This window comes from Serratia sp. CY31944 (genome assembly GCF_052169175.1).
Classification (GTDB): domain Bacteria; phylum Pseudomonadota; class Gammaproteobacteria; order Enterobacterales; family Enterobacteriaceae; genus Serratia; species Serratia sarumanii.
Genome location: NZ_JBJNLG010000020.1, coordinates 103,106 through 119,959 on the forward strand (window position 1 = coordinate 103,106; position 16,854 = coordinate 119,959).

15 protein-coding genes and 1 riboswitch are annotated in these 16,854 nt (G+C 59.6%); of the genes, 9 read left to right on the top strand and 6 right to left on the bottom strand.

Annotation, left to right across the window (positions count from 1 at the left end):
• Positions 1-47: 47 nt before the first annotated feature.
• Positions 48-1,193 carry an acetylornithine deacetylase gene (gene argE / locus ACJ8IN_RS19615; protein WP_033649896.1) on the bottom strand — a complete coding sequence of 382 codons (1,146 nt, stop codon included), beginning with the start codon at positions 1,191-1,193 and terminating at the stop codon, positions 48-50.
• Positions 1,194-1,409: 216 nt separating this feature from the next.
• On the opposite strand from argE, the gene argC reads away from it, so the two are divergent.
• The 4 genes from argC to argH all read left to right on the top strand — a co-directional run bounded on the left by argC (position 1,410) and on the right by argH (position 5,896).
• The gene (gene argC, locus ACJ8IN_RS19620) at positions 1,410-2,414 is read left to right on the top strand and encodes an N-acetyl-gamma-glutamyl-phosphate reductase (RefSeq protein WP_049205319.1); all 1,005 of its coding nucleotides are present in this window, start codon (positions 1,410-1,412) and stop codon (positions 2,412-2,414) included.
• Positions 2,415-2,434: 20 nt separating this feature from the next.
• Positions 2,435-3,208, top strand: coding sequence for an acetylglutamate kinase (gene argB / locus ACJ8IN_RS19625; RefSeq protein ID WP_033636427.1), 774 nt, complete (start codon positions 2,435-2,437; stop codon positions 3,206-3,208).
• Positions 3,209-3,233: 25 nt separating this feature from the next.
• Positions 3,234-4,454, top strand: coding sequence for an argininosuccinate synthase (locus ACJ8IN_RS19630; RefSeq protein WP_019452247.1), 1,221 nt, complete (start codon positions 3,234-3,236; stop codon positions 4,452-4,454).
• A gap of 68 nt (positions 4,455-4,522) precedes the next feature.
• Entirely contained in the window at positions 4,523-5,896 is a 1,374-nt protein-coding gene (argH, locus tag ACJ8IN_RS19635) for an argininosuccinate lyase (RefSeq protein ID WP_060424818.1), read from the top strand.
• Between the two features lie 36 nt (positions 5,897-5,932).
• On the opposite strand, the gene ACJ8IN_RS19640 is transcribed toward argH, so the two are convergent.
• The 3 genes from ACJ8IN_RS19640 to ACJ8IN_RS19650 all read right to left on the bottom strand — a co-directional run bounded on the left by ACJ8IN_RS19640 (position 5,933) and on the right by ACJ8IN_RS19650 (position 8,694).
• The gene (locus ACJ8IN_RS19640) at positions 5,933-6,259 is read right to left on the bottom strand and encodes a type II toxin-antitoxin system HicB family antitoxin (RefSeq protein WP_047570060.1); all 327 of its coding nucleotides are present in this window, start codon (positions 6,257-6,259) and stop codon (positions 5,933-5,935) included.
• Between the two features lie 182 nt (positions 6,260-6,441).
• Positions 6,442-7,890: a dihydrolipoyl dehydrogenase gene (locus tag ACJ8IN_RS19645; protein ID WP_308326124.1), complete on the bottom strand. Its 1,449-nt coding sequence runs from the start codon at positions 7,888-7,890 to the stop codon at positions 6,442-6,444.
• Positions 7,891-7,962: 72 nt separating this feature from the next.
• Positions 7,963-8,694, bottom strand: a complete 732-nt coding sequence (locus ACJ8IN_RS19650; protein ID WP_019452251.1) for a glutathione peroxidase — start codon at positions 8,692-8,694, stop codon at positions 7,963-7,965.
• Between the two features lie 151 nt (positions 8,695-8,845).
• Between ACJ8IN_RS19650 and oxyR the strand changes: the two genes are divergently transcribed.
• Positions 8,846-9,763: a DNA-binding transcriptional regulator OxyR gene (gene oxyR / locus ACJ8IN_RS19655; RefSeq protein ID WP_033636422.1), complete on the top strand. Its 918-nt coding sequence runs from the start codon at positions 8,846-8,848 to the stop codon at positions 9,761-9,763.
• Here the strand turns inward: oxyR and sthA are convergent.
• Positions 9,746-11,143 (bottom strand): Si-specific NAD(P)(+) transhydrogenase, encoded by a 1,398-nt coding sequence (sthA, locus tag ACJ8IN_RS19660; protein WP_004931047.1) that lies wholly within the window; start codon positions 11,141-11,143, stop codon positions 9,746-9,748. The genes oxyR and sthA overlap by 18 nt on opposite strands.
• Before the next feature lie 217 nt (positions 11,144-11,360).
• Between sthA and fabR the strand changes: the two genes are divergently transcribed.
• Both fabR and ACJ8IN_RS19670 read left to right on the top strand, forming a co-directional pair.
• Positions 11,361-11,993 (top strand): HTH-type transcriptional repressor FabR, encoded by a 633-nt coding sequence (gene fabR, locus ACJ8IN_RS19665; RefSeq protein ID WP_004931044.1) that lies wholly within the window; start codon positions 11,361-11,363, stop codon positions 11,991-11,993.
• 15 nt (positions 11,994-12,008) lie between these two features.
• Entirely contained in the window at positions 12,009-12,380 is a 372-nt protein-coding gene (locus ACJ8IN_RS19670; RefSeq protein WP_033649905.1) for a YijD family membrane protein, read from the top strand.
• A gap of 33 nt (positions 12,381-12,413) precedes the next feature.
• On the opposite strand, the gene trmA is transcribed toward ACJ8IN_RS19670, so the two are convergent.
• On the bottom strand, positions 12,414-13,517 hold the full coding sequence (trmA, locus tag ACJ8IN_RS19675; RefSeq protein WP_033636420.1) for a tRNA (uridine(54)-C5)-methyltransferase TrmA: 1,104 nt from the start codon (positions 13,515-13,517) through the stop codon (positions 12,414-12,416).
• A gap of 115 nt (positions 13,518-13,632) precedes the next feature.
• Positions 13,633-13,852, top strand: a riboswitch (cobalamin riboswitch).
• A 69-nt stretch (positions 13,853-13,921) separates the two neighbouring features.
• On the opposite strand from trmA, the gene btuB reads away from it, so the two are divergent.
• Both btuB and murI read left to right on the top strand, forming a co-directional pair.
• Positions 13,922-15,793, top strand: a complete 1,872-nt coding sequence (btuB, locus tag ACJ8IN_RS19680) for a TonB-dependent vitamin B12 receptor BtuB (RefSeq protein ID WP_047570066.1) — start codon at positions 13,922-13,924, stop codon at positions 15,791-15,793.
• Positions 15,738-16,601 carry a glutamate racemase gene (gene murI, locus ACJ8IN_RS19685; protein WP_060424947.1) on the top strand — a complete coding sequence of 288 codons (864 nt, stop codon included), beginning with the start codon at positions 15,738-15,740 and terminating at the stop codon, positions 16,599-16,601. Before btuB ends, murI begins: the two co-directional genes overlap by 56 nt.
• Positions 16,602-16,854: the final 253 nt, after the last annotated feature.

The window sequence follows — 16,854 nt, forward strand, 5'->3', positions numbered from 1 at the left end:
TTTGAGTTAGGGGAAGCATAGCGCGTTTCCCCTGTTAAATGTCGGGTTTACTGCCGGCAAAAGTGATTGACCAGCTGGCCCAGCAGTTTGCGCGTCGGTTCGATAAACGCGGTGTCGATGTATTCGTCCGGCTGGTGGGCCTGATCGATGGAACCGGGCCCGAGCACCAACGTCGGGCAGACCTGCTGCACGAACGGCGCTTCGGTGCAGTAGTTGACCACCTGGGTGCGGGTGCCCAGCAGCTCCTCGATCACCGCCACCATGCGGTGGTCGGTCGGGCATTCGTAACCCGGCACCGACGCGTGCAGCTCTTCGATGGTCAGGCGGCCCGGCCAGCGTTGGCTCACCGGCTCCAATGCCTGATGCATCAGCTCGTTGATGTTGTCGAGCGTCATGCCAGGCAGCGGACGGATATCCAGGTGCAGCTCGCAGCAGGCGCAGATGCGGTTGGCCGCGTCGCCGCCGCTGATATGGCCGAAGTTCATGGTGGGATAAGGCACGGCGAACGCCGGATTGTTGTAGCGCTCCTGCAGGGTTTTGCGCAGCTCCATCAGGCGGCCGATGGATTCGTGCATCAGATCGATGGCGTTGACGCCGCGCGCCGGATCGCTGGAGTGGCCAGACTGGCCGACGATGCGAATGGCGTTGGCCATGTGGCCCTTGTGCGCGCGCACCGGCTGCAGCGAGGTCGGTTCGCCGATGATGGCGAAATCCGGACGAATGGCGGTGGAGGCGGCGAAATAACGTGCGCCGGCCATCGTCGTTTCTTCATCTGCGGTCGCCAGAATGTACAGCGGCTTGGTCAATTTGCTCGCGTCGATGTCGCGCACCGCATCCAGAATAAAGGCGAAGAAGCCTTTCATGTCGGCGGTGCCCAGGCCGTAGAGCTTGTTGTCGTGCTCGGTCAGGGTGAAGGGATCGCGCGTCCAGCGGCCTTCGTCGTAAGGCACCGTATCGGTATGGCCGGCCAGCAGCAGGCCACCGCTGCCTTCGCCGATGCTGGCCAGCAGGTTGAATTTGTGGCGCGATTCCGGCACCGGCTGTACGTCGACGCGAAAGCCCAGGTCGGCAAACCAGCCGGCCAGCAAGTTGATTAACGCCTCATTGCTCTGATCGAGGCCGGCATCGGTGGCGCTGATCGACTTCGTTGCGATCAACGCCCGGTACAGCTCAATAAATGGAGGTAATTTCATCTTCACTGTTGACAGCCTTTGGTTAGGATAGTATCAATATTCATGCATTTATTTTGAATAAAAATACAGTAAGCCGACGCGTAAGGGAACCCGATACCCGGATGTTTATAAAAGCATCAACGCCAGGCTCCGTGGGTGAACGGCGCAACAACGCTGGCTAGCCCTGTTACCTGGGTCGCAAGCGACCGCACGTCAGTTTAGAAGGTGAAAGGCCACATGTTGAATACGCTGATCGTTGGTGCCAGCGGTTACGCCGGAGCGGAGCTCACGGCTTACCTGAATCGCCACCCACACATGAACATAACCGCTTTAGCGGTTTCAGCGCAAAGTGCAGATGCAGGAAAGTTGCTTTCCGATCTCCATCCCCAGTTGAAAGGCATCGTCGATCTGCCGCTGCAGCCGTTGACCGACGTCGCCAAGGCGGCGCAGGGCATCGACGTGGTGTTCCTCGCCACCGCTCATGAAGTCAGCCACGATATCGCACCGGCCTTCCTGGCGGCGGGCTGCGTGGTGTTCGACCTGTCGGGCGCCTTCCGCGTGCAGGACGCCGGTTTTTATAGCCAGTACTACGGTTTCGAGCATCAGCATGGCACCCTGCTGGAGCAGGCGGTGTACGGCCTGGCGGAATGGCAGAGCGACAAGATTAAACAGGCGCAGCTGATTGCCGTGCCGGGCTGTTACCCGACGGCGGCGCAGCTGGCGCTGAAACCGTTGATCGAAAAACAGCTGCTGAACCTCGACCAGTGGCCGGTGATCAACGCCACCAGCGGCGTCAGCGGCGCCGGGCGCAAGGCCAGCATGACCACCAGCTTCTGCGAAGTGAGCCTGCAGCCGTACGGTATTTTCACCCACCGGCACCAGCCGGAGATCGCCGCGCACCTGGGCGTGCCGGTCATCTTTACGCCGCACTTGGGCAACTTCCCGCGCGGCATCCTTGAAACCATCACCTGCCGCCTGAAGGCCGGCGTGACCGCGCAGGACGTGGCCGCCGCCTATCACGCCGCCTATGACGACAAGCCGCTGGTGCGGCTGTACGACCAGGGCGTGCCGGCGCTGAAAGCGGTGGTGGGGCTGCCGTTCTGCGACATCGGCTTTGCGGTGCAGGGCGAGCATCTGATTGCCGTGGCGGTGGAAGACAACCTGCTGAAAGGCGCGGCGGCGCAGGCGGTGCAATGCCTGAATATCCGTTTCGGCTTCCCGGAAACCCAGTCACTCCTTTAAACCAGCGTGAGTAAACAGCAATGAACCCGTTAATTATCAAGTTAGGTGGCGTGTTATTAGACAGTGAAGAAGCGCTGGAGCGTCTGTTTACCGCGCTGGACAGCTACCGGCAGCAGCATCAGCGCCCGCTGGTGATCGTGCACGGCGGCGGCTGCGTGGTGGACGAACTGATGAAGCAGCTCTCTTTGCCGGTGGTGAAAAAGAACGGCCTGCGGGTCACGCCGGCCGATCAGATCGACATCATCACCGGCGCGCTGGCTGGCACCGCCAACAAAACGCTGCTGGCGTGGGCGATTAAACACCAAATCAACGCCGTCGGCCTGAGCCTGGCGGACGGCGGCAGCGCAGTCGTGACCCCACTCGATCCGGCATTGGGCCACGTCGGCAACGCGCAGCCCGGTTCCCCCGCGCTGCTCAATACCCTGCTGAGCGCCGGCTACCTGCCGGTTGTCAGCTCCATCGGCATCACCGCCGATGGGCAGTTAATGAACGTGAACGCCGATCAGGCGGCGACGGCGCTGGCGGCGACGCTGGGGGCGGATCTTATCCTGCTGTCGGACGTCAGCGGCATCCTCGACGGCAAGGGGCAACGCATTGCGGAAATGACGGCGCAAAAAGCGGAACAACTGATCGCGCAAGGCATTATCACCGATGGTATGGTGGTGAAGGTGAATGCGGCGCTTGACGCTGCCCGCACCCTCGGCCGCCCGGTGGATATCGCCAGCTGGCGCCATGCCGATCAGCTTCCTGCTTTGTTTAACGGCGTGTCGATTGGCACCCGGATCCTCGCTTAATTTTAGAATTAGAAAGGAATAGATCATGCAAAACCAAGGCATCAAAAAAATCGTTCTGGCGTACTCCGGCGGCCTGGATACCTCGGCCATCATTCCATGGCTGAAAGAGAACTACGGCGGCTGTGAAGTGGTGGCGTTCGTGGCGGACATCGGTCAGGAGCGCAGCGATCTGGAAGGCGTGGAGCAAAAAGCCCTGCAGTCCGGTGCCTCTGAATGTCACGTGGTCGATCTGCGTGAAGAATTTATCCGCGATTACGTTTATCCGGTGCTGCAGACCGGCGCCCTGTACGAGGGCAGCTACCTGCTGGGCACCTCGATGGCGCGGCCGATCATCGCCAAGGCGCAGGTCGAGCTGGCGTTGAAAGTGGGCGCCGACGCGCTGTGCCACGGTGCGACCGGCAAAGGCAACGATCAGGTGCGTTTCGAGACCACCTACACCGCGCTGGCGCCGCAGCTGAAGGTGGTGGCGCCGTGGCGTGAGTGGAATCTGCGTTCCCGTGAAGCGCTGCTGGATTACCTGAAAGAGCGCAATATCCCGACTACCGCGTCGTTGGAGAAGATCTACAGCCGCGATGAAAACGCCTGGCACATCTCCACCGAAGGCGGCGTGCTGGAAAGCCCGTGGAATGCGCCGAACAAAGATTGCTGGGTGTGGACCGTCGATCCGCAGGAAGCGCCGGACCAGCCTGAGCAGGTGACCGTGACCGTTGAGAAAGGCCGCGTTGTGGCGGTTAACGGTAAAGCGCTGTCGCCGTACCAGTGCCTGGAAACCCTGAACGCGCTGGGCGCCAAACACGGCGTCGGCCGTATCGACATCGTGGAAAACCGCCTGGTGGGCATCAAATCCCGCGGCTGCTATGAAACCCCGGGGGGCACCATCATGGTGGCGGCGCTGCGCGCCGTCGAGCAGTTGGTGCTGGACCGCGACAGCTTCAAATGGCGCGAGCAGCTGGGCCTGGAGATGTCTTATGTGGTGTACGACGGCCGCTGGTTTGCGCCACTGCGCCGCTCGCTGCAGGCTTCCGCCGAGGCGCTGGCTGAAGAGGTGAACGGCGAAGTCGTGCTGCAGCTGTACAAAGGCCAGGTGACGGCGACCCAGAAAAAATCCGCCAACAGCCTGTACTCCGAAGAGTTCGCCACCTTCGGTGAAGACGAAGTTTACGATCACAGCCACGCGGGCGGCTTTATCCGCCTGTTCTCTCTGTCTTCACGCATCCGCGCGTTGAACGAGAAAAAGAATAAATAATCGATTGGCGTGACTCTGCAAGGGCGCAGCATGCTGCGCCCTTTCGCATAAAAATTCAGGAGTAAGATATGGCACTTTGGGGCGGACGGTTCACTCAGGCGGCGGATCAGCGGTTCAAGCAACTCAACGATTCGCTGCGGTTCGATTATCGCCTGGCGGAGCAGGATATCGTGGGCTCGGTGGCCTGGTCGAAGGCGCTGGTGACCGTTAACGTGTTGACGGCAACGGAGCAACAGCAGCTGGAGCAGGCGCTGAATGCGCTACTGACGGAAGTCCAGGCCGATCCTTTGGCGATCGTCCAAAGCGATGCCGAAGACATCCACAGCTGGGTGGAGCAGAAGCTGATCGAGAAGGTCGGCGATTTGGGCAAGAAACTGCACACCGGCCGCAGCCGCAACGATCAGGTCGCGACCGATCTGAAGCTGTGGTGCAAACAGCAAGTCGGCGACCTGCATCAGGCGATCGGCCAGCTGCAGCAGGCGCTGGTGGAAACCGCCGAAGCCAACCAGGATGCGGTGATGCCGGGGTATACGCATCTGCAACGCGCGCAGCCGGTGACTTTCGCGCACTGGTGCCTGGCCTATGTCGAGATGCTGGCGCGCGATGAGAGCCGCCTGCAGGATACCCTGAAACGGCTGGACGTCAGCCCGCTGGGCAGCGGCGCGCTGGCCGGCACCGCTTATCCTATCGATCGCGAGCAGCTGGCCGGCTGGCTGGGCTTCGCCTCGGCGACCCGCAACAGCCTGGACAGCGTATCCGATCGCGATCACGTGCTGGAGCTGCTGTCCAATGCTGCCATCAGCATGGTGCACTTGTCGCGCTTCGCCGAAGACCTGATCTTCTTCAACAGCGGTGAAGCGGCGTTTGTCGAGCTGTCCGACCGCGTGACCTCCGGCTCTTCGCTGATGCCGCAGAAGAAAAACCCGGACGCGCTGGAGCTGATCCGCGGCAAATGCGGCCGCGTGCAGGGCGCGCTGACCGGCATGATGATGACGCTGAAAGGCCTGCCGCTGGCGTACAACAAAGACATGCAGGAAGATAAAGAAGGGCTGTTCGACGCGCTCGACACCTGGATGGACTGCCTGCAGATGGCGGCGCTGGTGCTGGACGGCATTCAGGTGAAGCGCCCGCGCTGCCAGGAAGCGGCGGAGCAGGGCTATGCCAACGCCACCGAACTGGCGGATTACCTGGTCGCCAAGGGCGTGCCGTTCCGCGAGGCGCACCATATCGTCGGCGAGGCGGTGGTAGAAGCGATTCGCCAGGGCAAACCGCTGGAAGCGTTGCCGCTGGCGGACTTGCAGCAGTTCAGCGCGACGATCGGCGACGACGTTTACCCGATCCTGGCCTTGCAATCCTGCCTGGACAAGCGTGCGGCCAAAGGCGGCGTCGCACCGCAGCAGGTGGCCGCGGCAATCGCCGCAGCGAAACAGCGTTTGGCCTGACGACGACAAGGGCGGCCCGGCGCCGCCCTTGAACCTTTACCCCGCCAGACGTGCACACAGATAGCGGTTCAGGCTCACGCCTTCCTCCATCGCGCCGATCGCCAGCCGCCGATGCTGTTCCGGCGTCATGCGCAACACCAGTTTTCCGCTGAAGTTCTTTTCCGCCAGCGCCTGCGGCGGCGTTTCGCCTTGCGCCAACATATCGGCGATCGTTTCGCTCACCACTTTTTCGATACCCTCCAGTGCGCCGGTACGCGTGGCCGCCAGCCAGGACAACGAGGGGAATTCGGCGCATAGCCCGACATATTCACGATCATCCGCTGACCAGGTGATGCGATAGGTATAGTGTTCATGCTTTTCCATGTTCTTCCTCCATTCTGGCTCCCTTCTTTATTCTAGTATCGTTATTGGTATCGCTTCAATGTCGAAGCATAAAAAATGAACGCAGAAGGGCCGTGAGGCAAGAGGAGGGAGGAAAATGTGGAAAGTGCTGCGCAAAAAAACCGGGCCTGAAGGCCCGGTGGGGATGAGCGGAGAATGAGAGGTTATTCGCCCGGGCAGCGCTGGCAGCGCTCGATTTCGGTCGTGCCGAGTTTGAGTTTCGCCTGCAGGTCACGCAGCGCAGTGCGCAAGCCTTCCTCGATCACAGGGTGATAGAACGGCATGTCCAGCATCTGATCGACGGTCATCTGTTGCTGATGCGCCCAGGCCAACAGGTGCGCGATGTGTTCGGCGTCCGGGCCGATCATTTCCGCGCCGAGGAAACGGCCGGTGCCTTGCTCGCCGTAGACGTGCAGAATGCCTTTGTTGCGCAGCATCACCCGCGAGCGGCCCTGATTCTCAAACGAGACCTTGCCCACTTCAAAGCAGCCGCAGGCGCTGAACTTCTCGCTCAGCTCGCGGAAGGTCGAGCCGACCATGGCGATCTGCGGATCGGAGAACACCACTGAAATCGCGCTGCGGCGCAGGCCCGGATTGATCTCCGGGAAGCTGCCGGCGTTGGCGCCGGCGATGCGCGCCTGATCGCTGGCCTCATGCAGCAGCGGCAGCTGGTTGCTGGCGTCGCCGGCAATGAAAATATGCGGCACGCTGGTTTGCATCGTCAGGCGGTCGGCCAACGGCACGCCTCGGGCGTCGAGCTGTAAGCCGGTGTTTTCGAGGCCCAGCCGATCGACGTTGGGGCGGCGGCCGGTGGCGGCCAGCACGTAGTCCACCAAGATCTCCTGCGGTTGGCCCTGCAGATCCCGATAGCGGATAAATACGCGGTCGCCTTCGCGCTGCATCATCTCTACCTTCACGTCGGCGTCGAGATAGAACTCTTCCCCCAGCGCGTTGGCGGCGTAGTCGCGCACGGCGCTGTCGGTCAGCGGCCCGACGGCGCCGCCGATGCCGAAGACCTTGGTGTCGACACCGAGGCGGTGCAGCGCTTGCCCCAGCTCGAGCCCGATGACGCCAGGGCCGAATACCGCTACGGACTGCGGCAAATCATCCCAGTTGAACAGATCGTCGTTGACGATCAGACGATCGCCCAGTTCGTTCCACGGCGCCGGCCAGCTGGGGCGGGAACCGGTGGCGATCACGATGCGCTGCGCCACGATGCGCGTATGCTCGTCGACCTGCAGCGTGTTGTCGTCGATAAAGCGGGCATAGCCCTGAATTTTGTCGCCGGCCGGGATCTCGTCCACGCCTTCCAGCACGAAGCCGACGAAGCGATCGCGTTCGCGTTTGACGCGCGCCATCACTTCGCGCCCGTCGATGCGGGTTTTACCGGTTGGGTGCACGCCAAAGCCCGGCGCGCGTTCGATTTGATGTACCGCTTCGGCAGCGGCGATCAGCAACTTGGATGGCATGCAGCCAACGCGCGCACAGGTGGTGCCGTAAGGCCCGCCTTCGATCATCACCACGCTGGGGGTAGACAGTTTGGCCGCGCGATAGGCGCCGAGCCCTGCGGTGCCGCCGCCGATGACCGCAACATCAACGTTCAACAGTTTCATATCCGCTCCTGAAAGGTAAAAAAAGGGCGGGCCGTAGCCCGCCAAAGTTCACGTTGGCTTTGTTATTACTTATTAAGCTGACAGGAAAGTTTCCAGATCGTCGCTGCCGCCGATGTGACGGCCGCCGATGAACACTTGCGGCACCGTGGCGCGGCCGCTGACGGCGCGCAGGCTGACGGTGGTGGCGTCTTTGCCCAGTACGATCTCTTCATACTGAATGCCGCGCTCTTGCAGCATTTGCTTGGCTTTGGCGCAGAATGGGCAGCCCGGCTTGGTGAACAGGGAGACCGACTCCTGCACTTTGAATTCCGGCGCCAGGTATTTCAGCATGGTGTCGGCGTCGGACACTTCAAACGGGTCGCCCGGCTTGTTCGGTTCGACGAACATTTTCTCGACCACGCCGTCGCGCACCAGCATCGAGTAGCGCCATGAACGCGGGCCAAAGCCCAGATCCGCTTTCTCGACCAGCATGTTCATGCCTTTGGTGAATTCACCGTTGCCGTCCGGCACGAAGGTGATGTTTTCCGCATGTTGATCGGCTTTCCAGGCGTTCATCACGAAGGTATCGTTCACCGAGACGCACAGAATGCCGTCGACGCCGTGCTGCTTGAATACGCTGGACAGTTCGTTGTAGCGCGGCAGATGGCTCGAAGAACAGGTCGGCGTAAACGCGCCCGGCAGCGAGAACACGATAACGGTTTTGTTTTTGAACAGGTCATCAGTGGTCACATCAATCCATTGGTCGCCCTGACGGGTGTGGAAAGTAACCTGAGGAACTTTCTTGCCTTCTTGACTGGTAAACATTGATTAACCCCTTAATTAGCAAAATTAATTTTTAGCATTTAGCGCGATATCGCTTCGTTGGGACACATTATTGTCGCTGGGGGTTGATAGATCTAATCGCTCATTGCTATCTTATCTATCGCCATGAGCTATCATGGAATGGAGGGAAACAATGAATATTCGTGATTTAGAGTATCTGGTCGCCTTGGCCGAGCACCGGCACTTCCGCCGCGCGGCCGATTCATGCCATGTAAGCCAACCCACGCTGAGCGGGCAGATCCGCAAGCTGGAAGACGAGTTGGGCGTCATGCTGCTCGAGCGCACCAGCCGCAAGGTGCTGTTCACCCAGGCGGGTCTGCTGCTGGTGGAGCAGGCGCGTACCGTGCTGCGCGAAGTGAAAGTATTGAAGGAGATGGCCAGCCAGCAGGGCGAAGCCATGTCCGGGCCGCTGCACATCGGCCTGATCCCGACCGTGGGGCCTTATCTGCTGCCGCAGATCATCCCGACGCTGCACAAAACCTTCCCGAAACTGGAAATGTACCTGCACGAAGCGCAAACCCAGCAACTGCTGGCGCAACTCGACAGCGGCAAATTGGACTGCGCCATTCTGGCATTGGTGAAGGAAACCGAGGCGTTTATCGAAGTGCCTCTGTTCGATGAACCGATGAAGCTGGCGGTGTATTCCGATCACCCGTGGGCGCAGCGCGAGCGCGTGGCGATGCCGGATTTGGCGGGAGAGAAGCTGCTGATGCTGGAGGATGGCCACTGCCTGCGCGATCAGGCGATGGGCTTCTGCTTCCAGGCGGGCGCGGACGAAGATACCCACTTCCGCGCCACCAGTCTGGAAACGCTGCGCAATATGGTCGCGGCCGGCAGCGGCATTACCCTGCTGCCGTCACTGGCGGTGCCGCCGCAGCGCGAACGCGACGGCGTCTGCTATCTGGATTGCTACAAGCCGGAACCGAAGCGCACCATCGCGTTGGTGTATCGCCCCGGTTCCCCACTGCGCAGCCGTTATGAGCAGTTGGCCGAAGCGATCCGCGAGCACATGCAGGGCTACATCGACAACGCGTTAAAACAGGCGGTTTAAGCCGTTAAGCGCCGCCACCCGGTAGGCTTCGGCCATGGTCGGATAGTTGAAGGTCGTATTAACGAAATACTCGATAGTATTGCCTTCACCTTTCTGTTCCATGATCGCCTGACCGATGTGGATGATCTCCGCCGCACGCTCGCCGAAGCAGTGGATCCCGAGGATCTGCAGGGTGTCGCGATGGAACAGGATCTTCAGGCTGCCTACGTTCATCCCGGCGATCTGCGCGCGCGCCAGATGCTTGAACTGGGCGCGGCCCACTTCATACGGCACCTTCATCGCCGTCAGTTCCTGCTCGGTTTTGCCGACGGAGCTGATTTCCGGAATGGTGTAGATGCCGGTCGGGATATCTTCGATTAGGTGACCGCTGGCTTCGCCGGAAGCGATCGCCTGCGCGGCGATGCGGCCCTGATCGTAGGCGGCGGAAGCCAGGCTCGGATAGCCGATCACGTCACCGACCGCATAGATGTGCGACAGCGCGGTTTGGTACATGCTGTTCACCTTCAGTAGCCCGCGGCTGTCCGATTCCAGGCCGACGTTTTCCAACCCCAGCGAATCGGTGTTGCCGGTACGGCCGTTGGCGTACAGCAGGCAGTCCGCTTTCACCTTCTTGCCGGACTTCAGGTGCACGATCACGCCGTCTTCGGTGCCTTCAATCTTCTCGAACTCCTCGTTGTGGCGGATCACCACGCCGTTGTTCCAGAAGTGGTAAGAGAGCGAATCCGACATCTCCTGATCGAGGAATGCCAGCAGGCGATCGCGGGTGTTGATCAGATCGACCTTGACGTTCAGACCGCGGAAGATAGACGCGTATTCGCAGCCGATCACCCCGGCGCCGTAAATGATCACGTGGCGTGGTTCATGGCTCAGCTCGAGAATGGAATCGCTGTCGTAGATGCGCGGGTGATTGAAATCGACGCTGGCCGGGTGATAAGGGCGCGAGCCGCAGGCGATCACGATGTGGTCGGCGCGGATGGTGTCCTGGGTGCCGTCCATGTAGCTGACGCTGACGGTGTTGGCGTCGATGAAGCGCGCGTCGCCGGCGAACAGTTTGCACTGGTTCCGCTCATAGAACCCTTGGCGCATGCGGGTCTGCTGGCTGATGACGTTATCGGCGTGCCGTAAAATGTCAGGGAAGGTCGCGCTGAGCGTGCGCGAGTTGTTGTAAAGCGGGTTCTGGTTGAATTCGATAATGCGGCTGACGGCGTGGCGGAGGGCTTTGGAAGGGATGGTGCCCCAGTGGGTACATCCGCCGCCTACGTTGTTGTACCGTTCGATAACGGCCACGCGGGCGCCCTGTTTCACCAGCCCCATGGCGGCACCTTCACCACCAGGGCCCGAGCCAATCACAATGGCATCAAATTGATAGTGCTGTTGCATGTAGGAGAGACCTGTTTTTTATACAAGATTACAACGGTATCTTAACATCATAGCGCTGCTCACCCAATCACCATTAGGCTTTTTGAGGCAAAGCACAATCGGCTCAGGGCGGAAGTGTGATAGAGCGCGTTAGTATAAATGCTGTTGCAATAAAATTTGCTATATTGCCGAGTCTAGGGCGTTAGACTGAGAGAATGGAACCTATCCGGATATGCATATGGGCGTCAGAGCACAACAAAAAGAACGGACTCGTCGTTCCCTGATCGAAGCCGCATTCAGCCAGCTGAGCGCCGAACGCAGCTTCGCCAGCCTGAGCCTGCGGGAAGTTTCACGCGAGGCGGGCATCGCGCCCACGTCGTTTTACCGCCATTTCCGCGATGTGGATGAGTTGGGGCTGACCATGGTGGACGAAAGCGGCCTGATGCTGCGTCAGTTGATGCGCCAGGCGCGCCAACGCATCGCCAAGGGCGGCAGCGTGATCCGCACCTCGGTGTCCACCTTTATGGAATTTATCGGCAACAACCCGAACGCCTTCCGTCTGCTGCTGCGCGAGCGCTCCGGCACGTCGGCGGCATTCCGTGCGGCGGTGGCGCGCGAGATCCAGCATTTCATCGCCGAACTGGCGGACTACCTCGAGTTGGAAAACCACATGCCGCGCAGCTTTACCGAAGCGCAGGCGGAAGCGATGGTCACCATCGTGTTCAGCGCCGGCGCGGAAGCGCTGGATATCGACGTCGAGCAGCGGCAGCAGCTGGAAGAGCGGTTGGTGCTGCAGCTGCGGATGATCTCCAAAGGGGCGTATTACTGGTATCGTCGCGAACAAGAAAAAGCTTCTGTGTCCCACGTATAAAAAAGGTAAAAAATGATGGAAAAACCAGGCCGTGAAAATGGCACCTTACTGCTGGCGTTGATTGCCGGCCTTTCGATCAACGGTTCGTTTGCCGCGCTGTTCAGCTCGGTGGTGCCGTTTTCGATCTTCCCGCTGATCGCGTTGGTGCTGGCGGTGTACTGCCTGCATCAGCGTTACCTGAACCGCGCTATGCCGGACGGCATGCCGAAGCTGGCGGCGGCCTGTTTCCTGCTGGGGCTGCTGATGTACAGCGCCATCGTGCGCGCCGAATACCCGCAGATCGGCTCCAACTTCCTGCCGTCGGTGATCTGCGTGGCGCTGGTGCTGTGGATCGGGATGAAACTGAAGGCGCGCAAGGCGCCGGATGCGCCGACCCAAGAGTCGTAATGAAACGGGGCGCCATGATGGCGCCCTGTCGTATCAGCGGTGCTTTTCCAGCAGCACGCCGCATTCCATGTGATGGGTATACGGGAACTGATCGAACAGCGCCAGGCGGCTGACCCGGTGAGTGGCCTGCAGCGTTTCCAGGTTGGCGCACAGCGTTTCCGGATTGCATGAGATATAGAGAATGCGCGGGTAGGCCTGCACCATCTTCACCGTTTCCTCGTCCAGCCCGCTGCGCGGCGGATCGACGAAAATCGTCTCGCAGTTGTAGCCGCTCAGATCGATGCCTTTCAATCGGTTGAATTCGCGCACCCCGTTCATCGCCTGGGTGAAGTCTTCCGCCGCCATGCGAATGATCTGCACGTTGTCGATATGGTTGGCGGCGATGTTGTACTGCGCCGCCGCCACCGACGGTTTGGCGATCTCGGTCGCCAGCACGCGCTCGAAATTGCGCGCCAGCGCCAGCGAGAAGTTGCCGTTGCCGCAATACAGCTCCAGCAAATCGCCTTTGGAACCGGCGGTCACCGCCAGCGCCCATTCCAGCATCTGCACGTTCATGGCCGCGTTGGGCTGAGTGAAGCTGTTTTCCACCTGGCGGTAGATCATGTCGCGGCCGGCGACCGGCAGCACTTCGTCAACATAATCCTGGTCGAGCATGATTTTGGTCTTCGATGCCCGGCCGATCAGCTGCAGGTCGAAACCCTGCGCGCGCAGATCGTCACGCAGCTGCTCGGCGCGCCGTTGCCAAACGTCATCCAGCTTGCGGTGATACAGCAACGAAGCGATGATTTTGCCGCTTTGCGTCGACAGATAATCGATCTGGAACAGCTTGTGGCGCAGGATCGGCTCCGGTTTCAGCGCGGCGATCAGGGCGCTCATCAGGCGGTTGATCAGTTCGCTGGCGGCCGGGAACCGATCGACGCGAATACGCTGCTTGGTCTGCTGATCGAACATGATGTGGTACATGTCGTCCGCGTCGTGCCAGATGCGGAATTCGGCGCGCATGCGGTAGTGATCGACTGGCGAGCGGAACACTTCCGGCTCGGGCGCCGCGAACGGTGACATCAACGTCTTCAGGCGGGCGACTTTCTCCGCCAGTTGGTCATCGTAACGTTCAATAGGCAAATTCTCGGGCGTCATGTGTGTCTTCTCGTCAGGCAAATTTGATCAGCGGGGATTGTAGGGAATCAGCCCGTGAAGTCCAGTTTTGTCGCGTTTATTATTTGTAACATTAGTAGCAGTCTAGACATCTATTTTCATTGATCGTAGCATTGCCGTCCGGCCTCAAGCAGCGAGTGAAAAGGGAATCCGGTGTGAATCCGGAGCTGACGCGCAGCGGTAAGGGGAAGTCACGGCGATAGCGTTTCGACGCAGACACTGTCCACTGCAGGATGGGAAGTCATCGCCCGTTGCCGGTCGCGCCCCGCGGCCTGCAAATCCCAAGCCCGAAGACCTGCCGGTGTTACGTCGCAATGTCCGTGGCCGTCGCGAACTACCGGCCATGATCCTGCGGCATCCGCCAATTAAGTTTGGATGCTTTTCTCATGACAATTACAAAAAATACGCTGCTGGCGGTGGTTTCCTCCGTCACGGCTTTTTCTGGATGGGCGCAAGACAACACCACAACCACGAATGGCGATAACCTGGTGGTGACCGCCAACCGTTTCCCGCAGCCGGTTTCTTCCGTGCTGGCGCCGACTTCCATCGTCACCCGCAACGATATCGATCGCTGGCAGGCCAAGAGCCTGACCGACGTGATGCGCCGCCTGCCGGGCGTGGATGTTGGCCAGAACGGCGGGCTGGGGCAAAAGAGCTCGCTGTTTATTCGCGGCACCAACTCCAGCCACGTGCTGGTGCTAATTGACGGCATTCGCCTTAATCAGGCGGGCGTCAGCGGCTCTTCCGATCTTAGCCAAATCCCAATTTCGCTGGTGCAGAAAGTCGAATACATCCGCGGCCCGCGTTCGGCGGTGTACGGCTCCGACGCCATCGGCGGCGTGGTCAACATCATTACCACCCGCGAAAAGAACGGCACGACGCTTTCCGCCGGCCTCGGCTCCAACGGCTATCAATCCTATGACGCGGCGACCCAACAGCAGCTGGGCGACAGCACCGTGGCGACGGTGGCGGGCGACTACACCTATACCAAAGGGTATGACGTGGTGGCCTATGGCAGTACCGGTATGCAAAGCCAGCAGGATCGCGATGGCTTTATGAGTAAATCACTGTATGGTGCGCTTGAGCATCAGTTCAGCGAATCGGTCAGCGGTTTTGTACGTGGATATGGCTACGACAACCGCACGGCGTACGATAGTTACTATTCCTCTCCGGCCAGCTCTCTGCTAGATACTCGCAAGCTATACAGCCAAACCTGGGATACCGGATTGCGTTATAAAGAAGGCATTTACGCAACACAATTGACCGGCAGCTACAGCCATAGCAAGGATTACGATTACGATCCTCGCCGCGGTATGCATGATAGCTCGGCCAGCCTGGTGGATTCCGAACAATACAACCTGCAGTGGGGCAATACGCTGCAGGTTGGACAGGGTACCGTAAGCTCTGGCGTCGACTGGCAGCAACAGAAAATCAAACCGGACTCCACCACCGTAAAGGGTGAAAAAAGCCAACGTGATGCAGGCATCTATCTGACCGCGCAGCAACTGGTTGGCCCGGTGACGCTGGAAGGCGCGGTTCGGGGTGACGATCATTCCGAGTTTGGCTGGCACGGCACCTGGCAAACCAGCGCGGCCTGGGAGTTCGTCGAGGGATACCGTTTTATCGCGTCGTATGGCACGGCGTTCAAAGCACCGAATATGAGCCAGCTATACGGCAACTTCGGTAACAACACCGATCTGAAACCGGAAGAAAGCAAGCAGTGGGAAGGTGGCTTTGAAGGGCTGACCGGCCCGGTGACCTGGCGCATCTCCGGTTATCGCAACGACATCGACAATTTGATCGATTCCACGGGGGAAACCAACTACGTCTATTACAACGTGGGTAAGGCGACCATCAAAGGGATTGAAGCTACGGCCTCGTTTGATACCGGCCCGCTGACGCACCAGATTGGTTACGATTATGTCGATCCGCGCAACGCAAAAACTCACGAAGTGCTGCTGCGCCGCGCCAAACAGCAGGTGAAATATGAGCTGGACTGGCAGCTGTATGACTTTGACTGGGCGGTGACTTATCAATATCTGGGTCAACGTTATGACAAGGACTACAGTACCTATCCGGAGCAGAGCGTGAAACTCGGTGGCGTGAGCCTGTGGGATCTCGCAGTTTCGTATCCGGTCACATCTCATCTGACAGTTCGTGGTAGAATTGCCAACCTGTTTGATAAAGATTATGAGACGGCCTATGGCTACGCTACTCCAGGAAGAGAATACTACCTCACTGGAAGCTATACCTTCTAACAGCACCGCCACACCTCGCCCGACGGTGCTGGTTTTCGATTCCGGCGTCGGCGGGCTGTCGGTATATCAGGAGATTCGGCAGTTGCTGCCGGATCTCCACTATATATACGCTTTCGACAACGTGGCGTTCCCCTACGGCGAGAAGTCCGAAGAGTTTATCGTTGAGCGCGTGGTGGAGATTGTCGGCGCAGTGCAGCAGCGGCATCCTCTGGCGATTGTCGTCATTGCCTGTAACACTGCCAGCACCGTCTCTTTGCCGGCCCTGCGCGAGCGCTTCAGTTTCCCGGTCGTGGGCGTGGTACCCGCCATCAAGCCTGCCGCCCGTCTTACCGTCAATGGCATTGTCGGCCTGTTGGCGACTCGCGGCACCGTACAGCGCAGCTACACCCACGAACTGATTTCCCGTTTCGCTACCGACTGCAAGATTGAGCTGCTGGGCTCTTCAGAGCTGGTGGAGTTGGCGGAGGCCAAGCTGCACGGCGAAGCCGTGCCGCTGCCGGTGCTGAAGAAGATCCTGCATCCGTGGCTGAGCATGCGCGAGCCGCCGGATACCGTCGTGCTGGGCTGTACTCATTTTCCTCTATTAGCTGAAGAGCTGATGCAGGTGTTGCCGGAAGGCACCCGGCTGGTGGATTCCGGTGCGGCGATTGCCCGTCGTACCGCCTGGCTCATCTCGACGCAGGAAAATCTGGTCTCAAGCCAGGAAGAGAATCTGGCGTATTGCATGGCGTTAAATGAAGATACTGACGCTTTATTGCCCGTTTTGCAGGGCTACGGCTTTAAATCGTTGAAAAAACTGCCGCTTTAACGGTGTTTTGGTTAAACATTCAACGGTCGGAAAAAATATTGAAAATAGGGGTTGCGGCCTGCCGAGAACTCCCTATAATGCGCCTCCACTGACCGGGAACAACGACTGACAAGCCGCCGGGTCAGCGAGAAGAAAGCGAAATAAACGCTTGACTCTCCGGGCTAAAAGCGTAATATACGCAGCCCGCGCCGATGAGTTTCTCGGCACTGCTCTTTAACAATTTATCAGACAATCTGTGTGGGCACTCCACAAG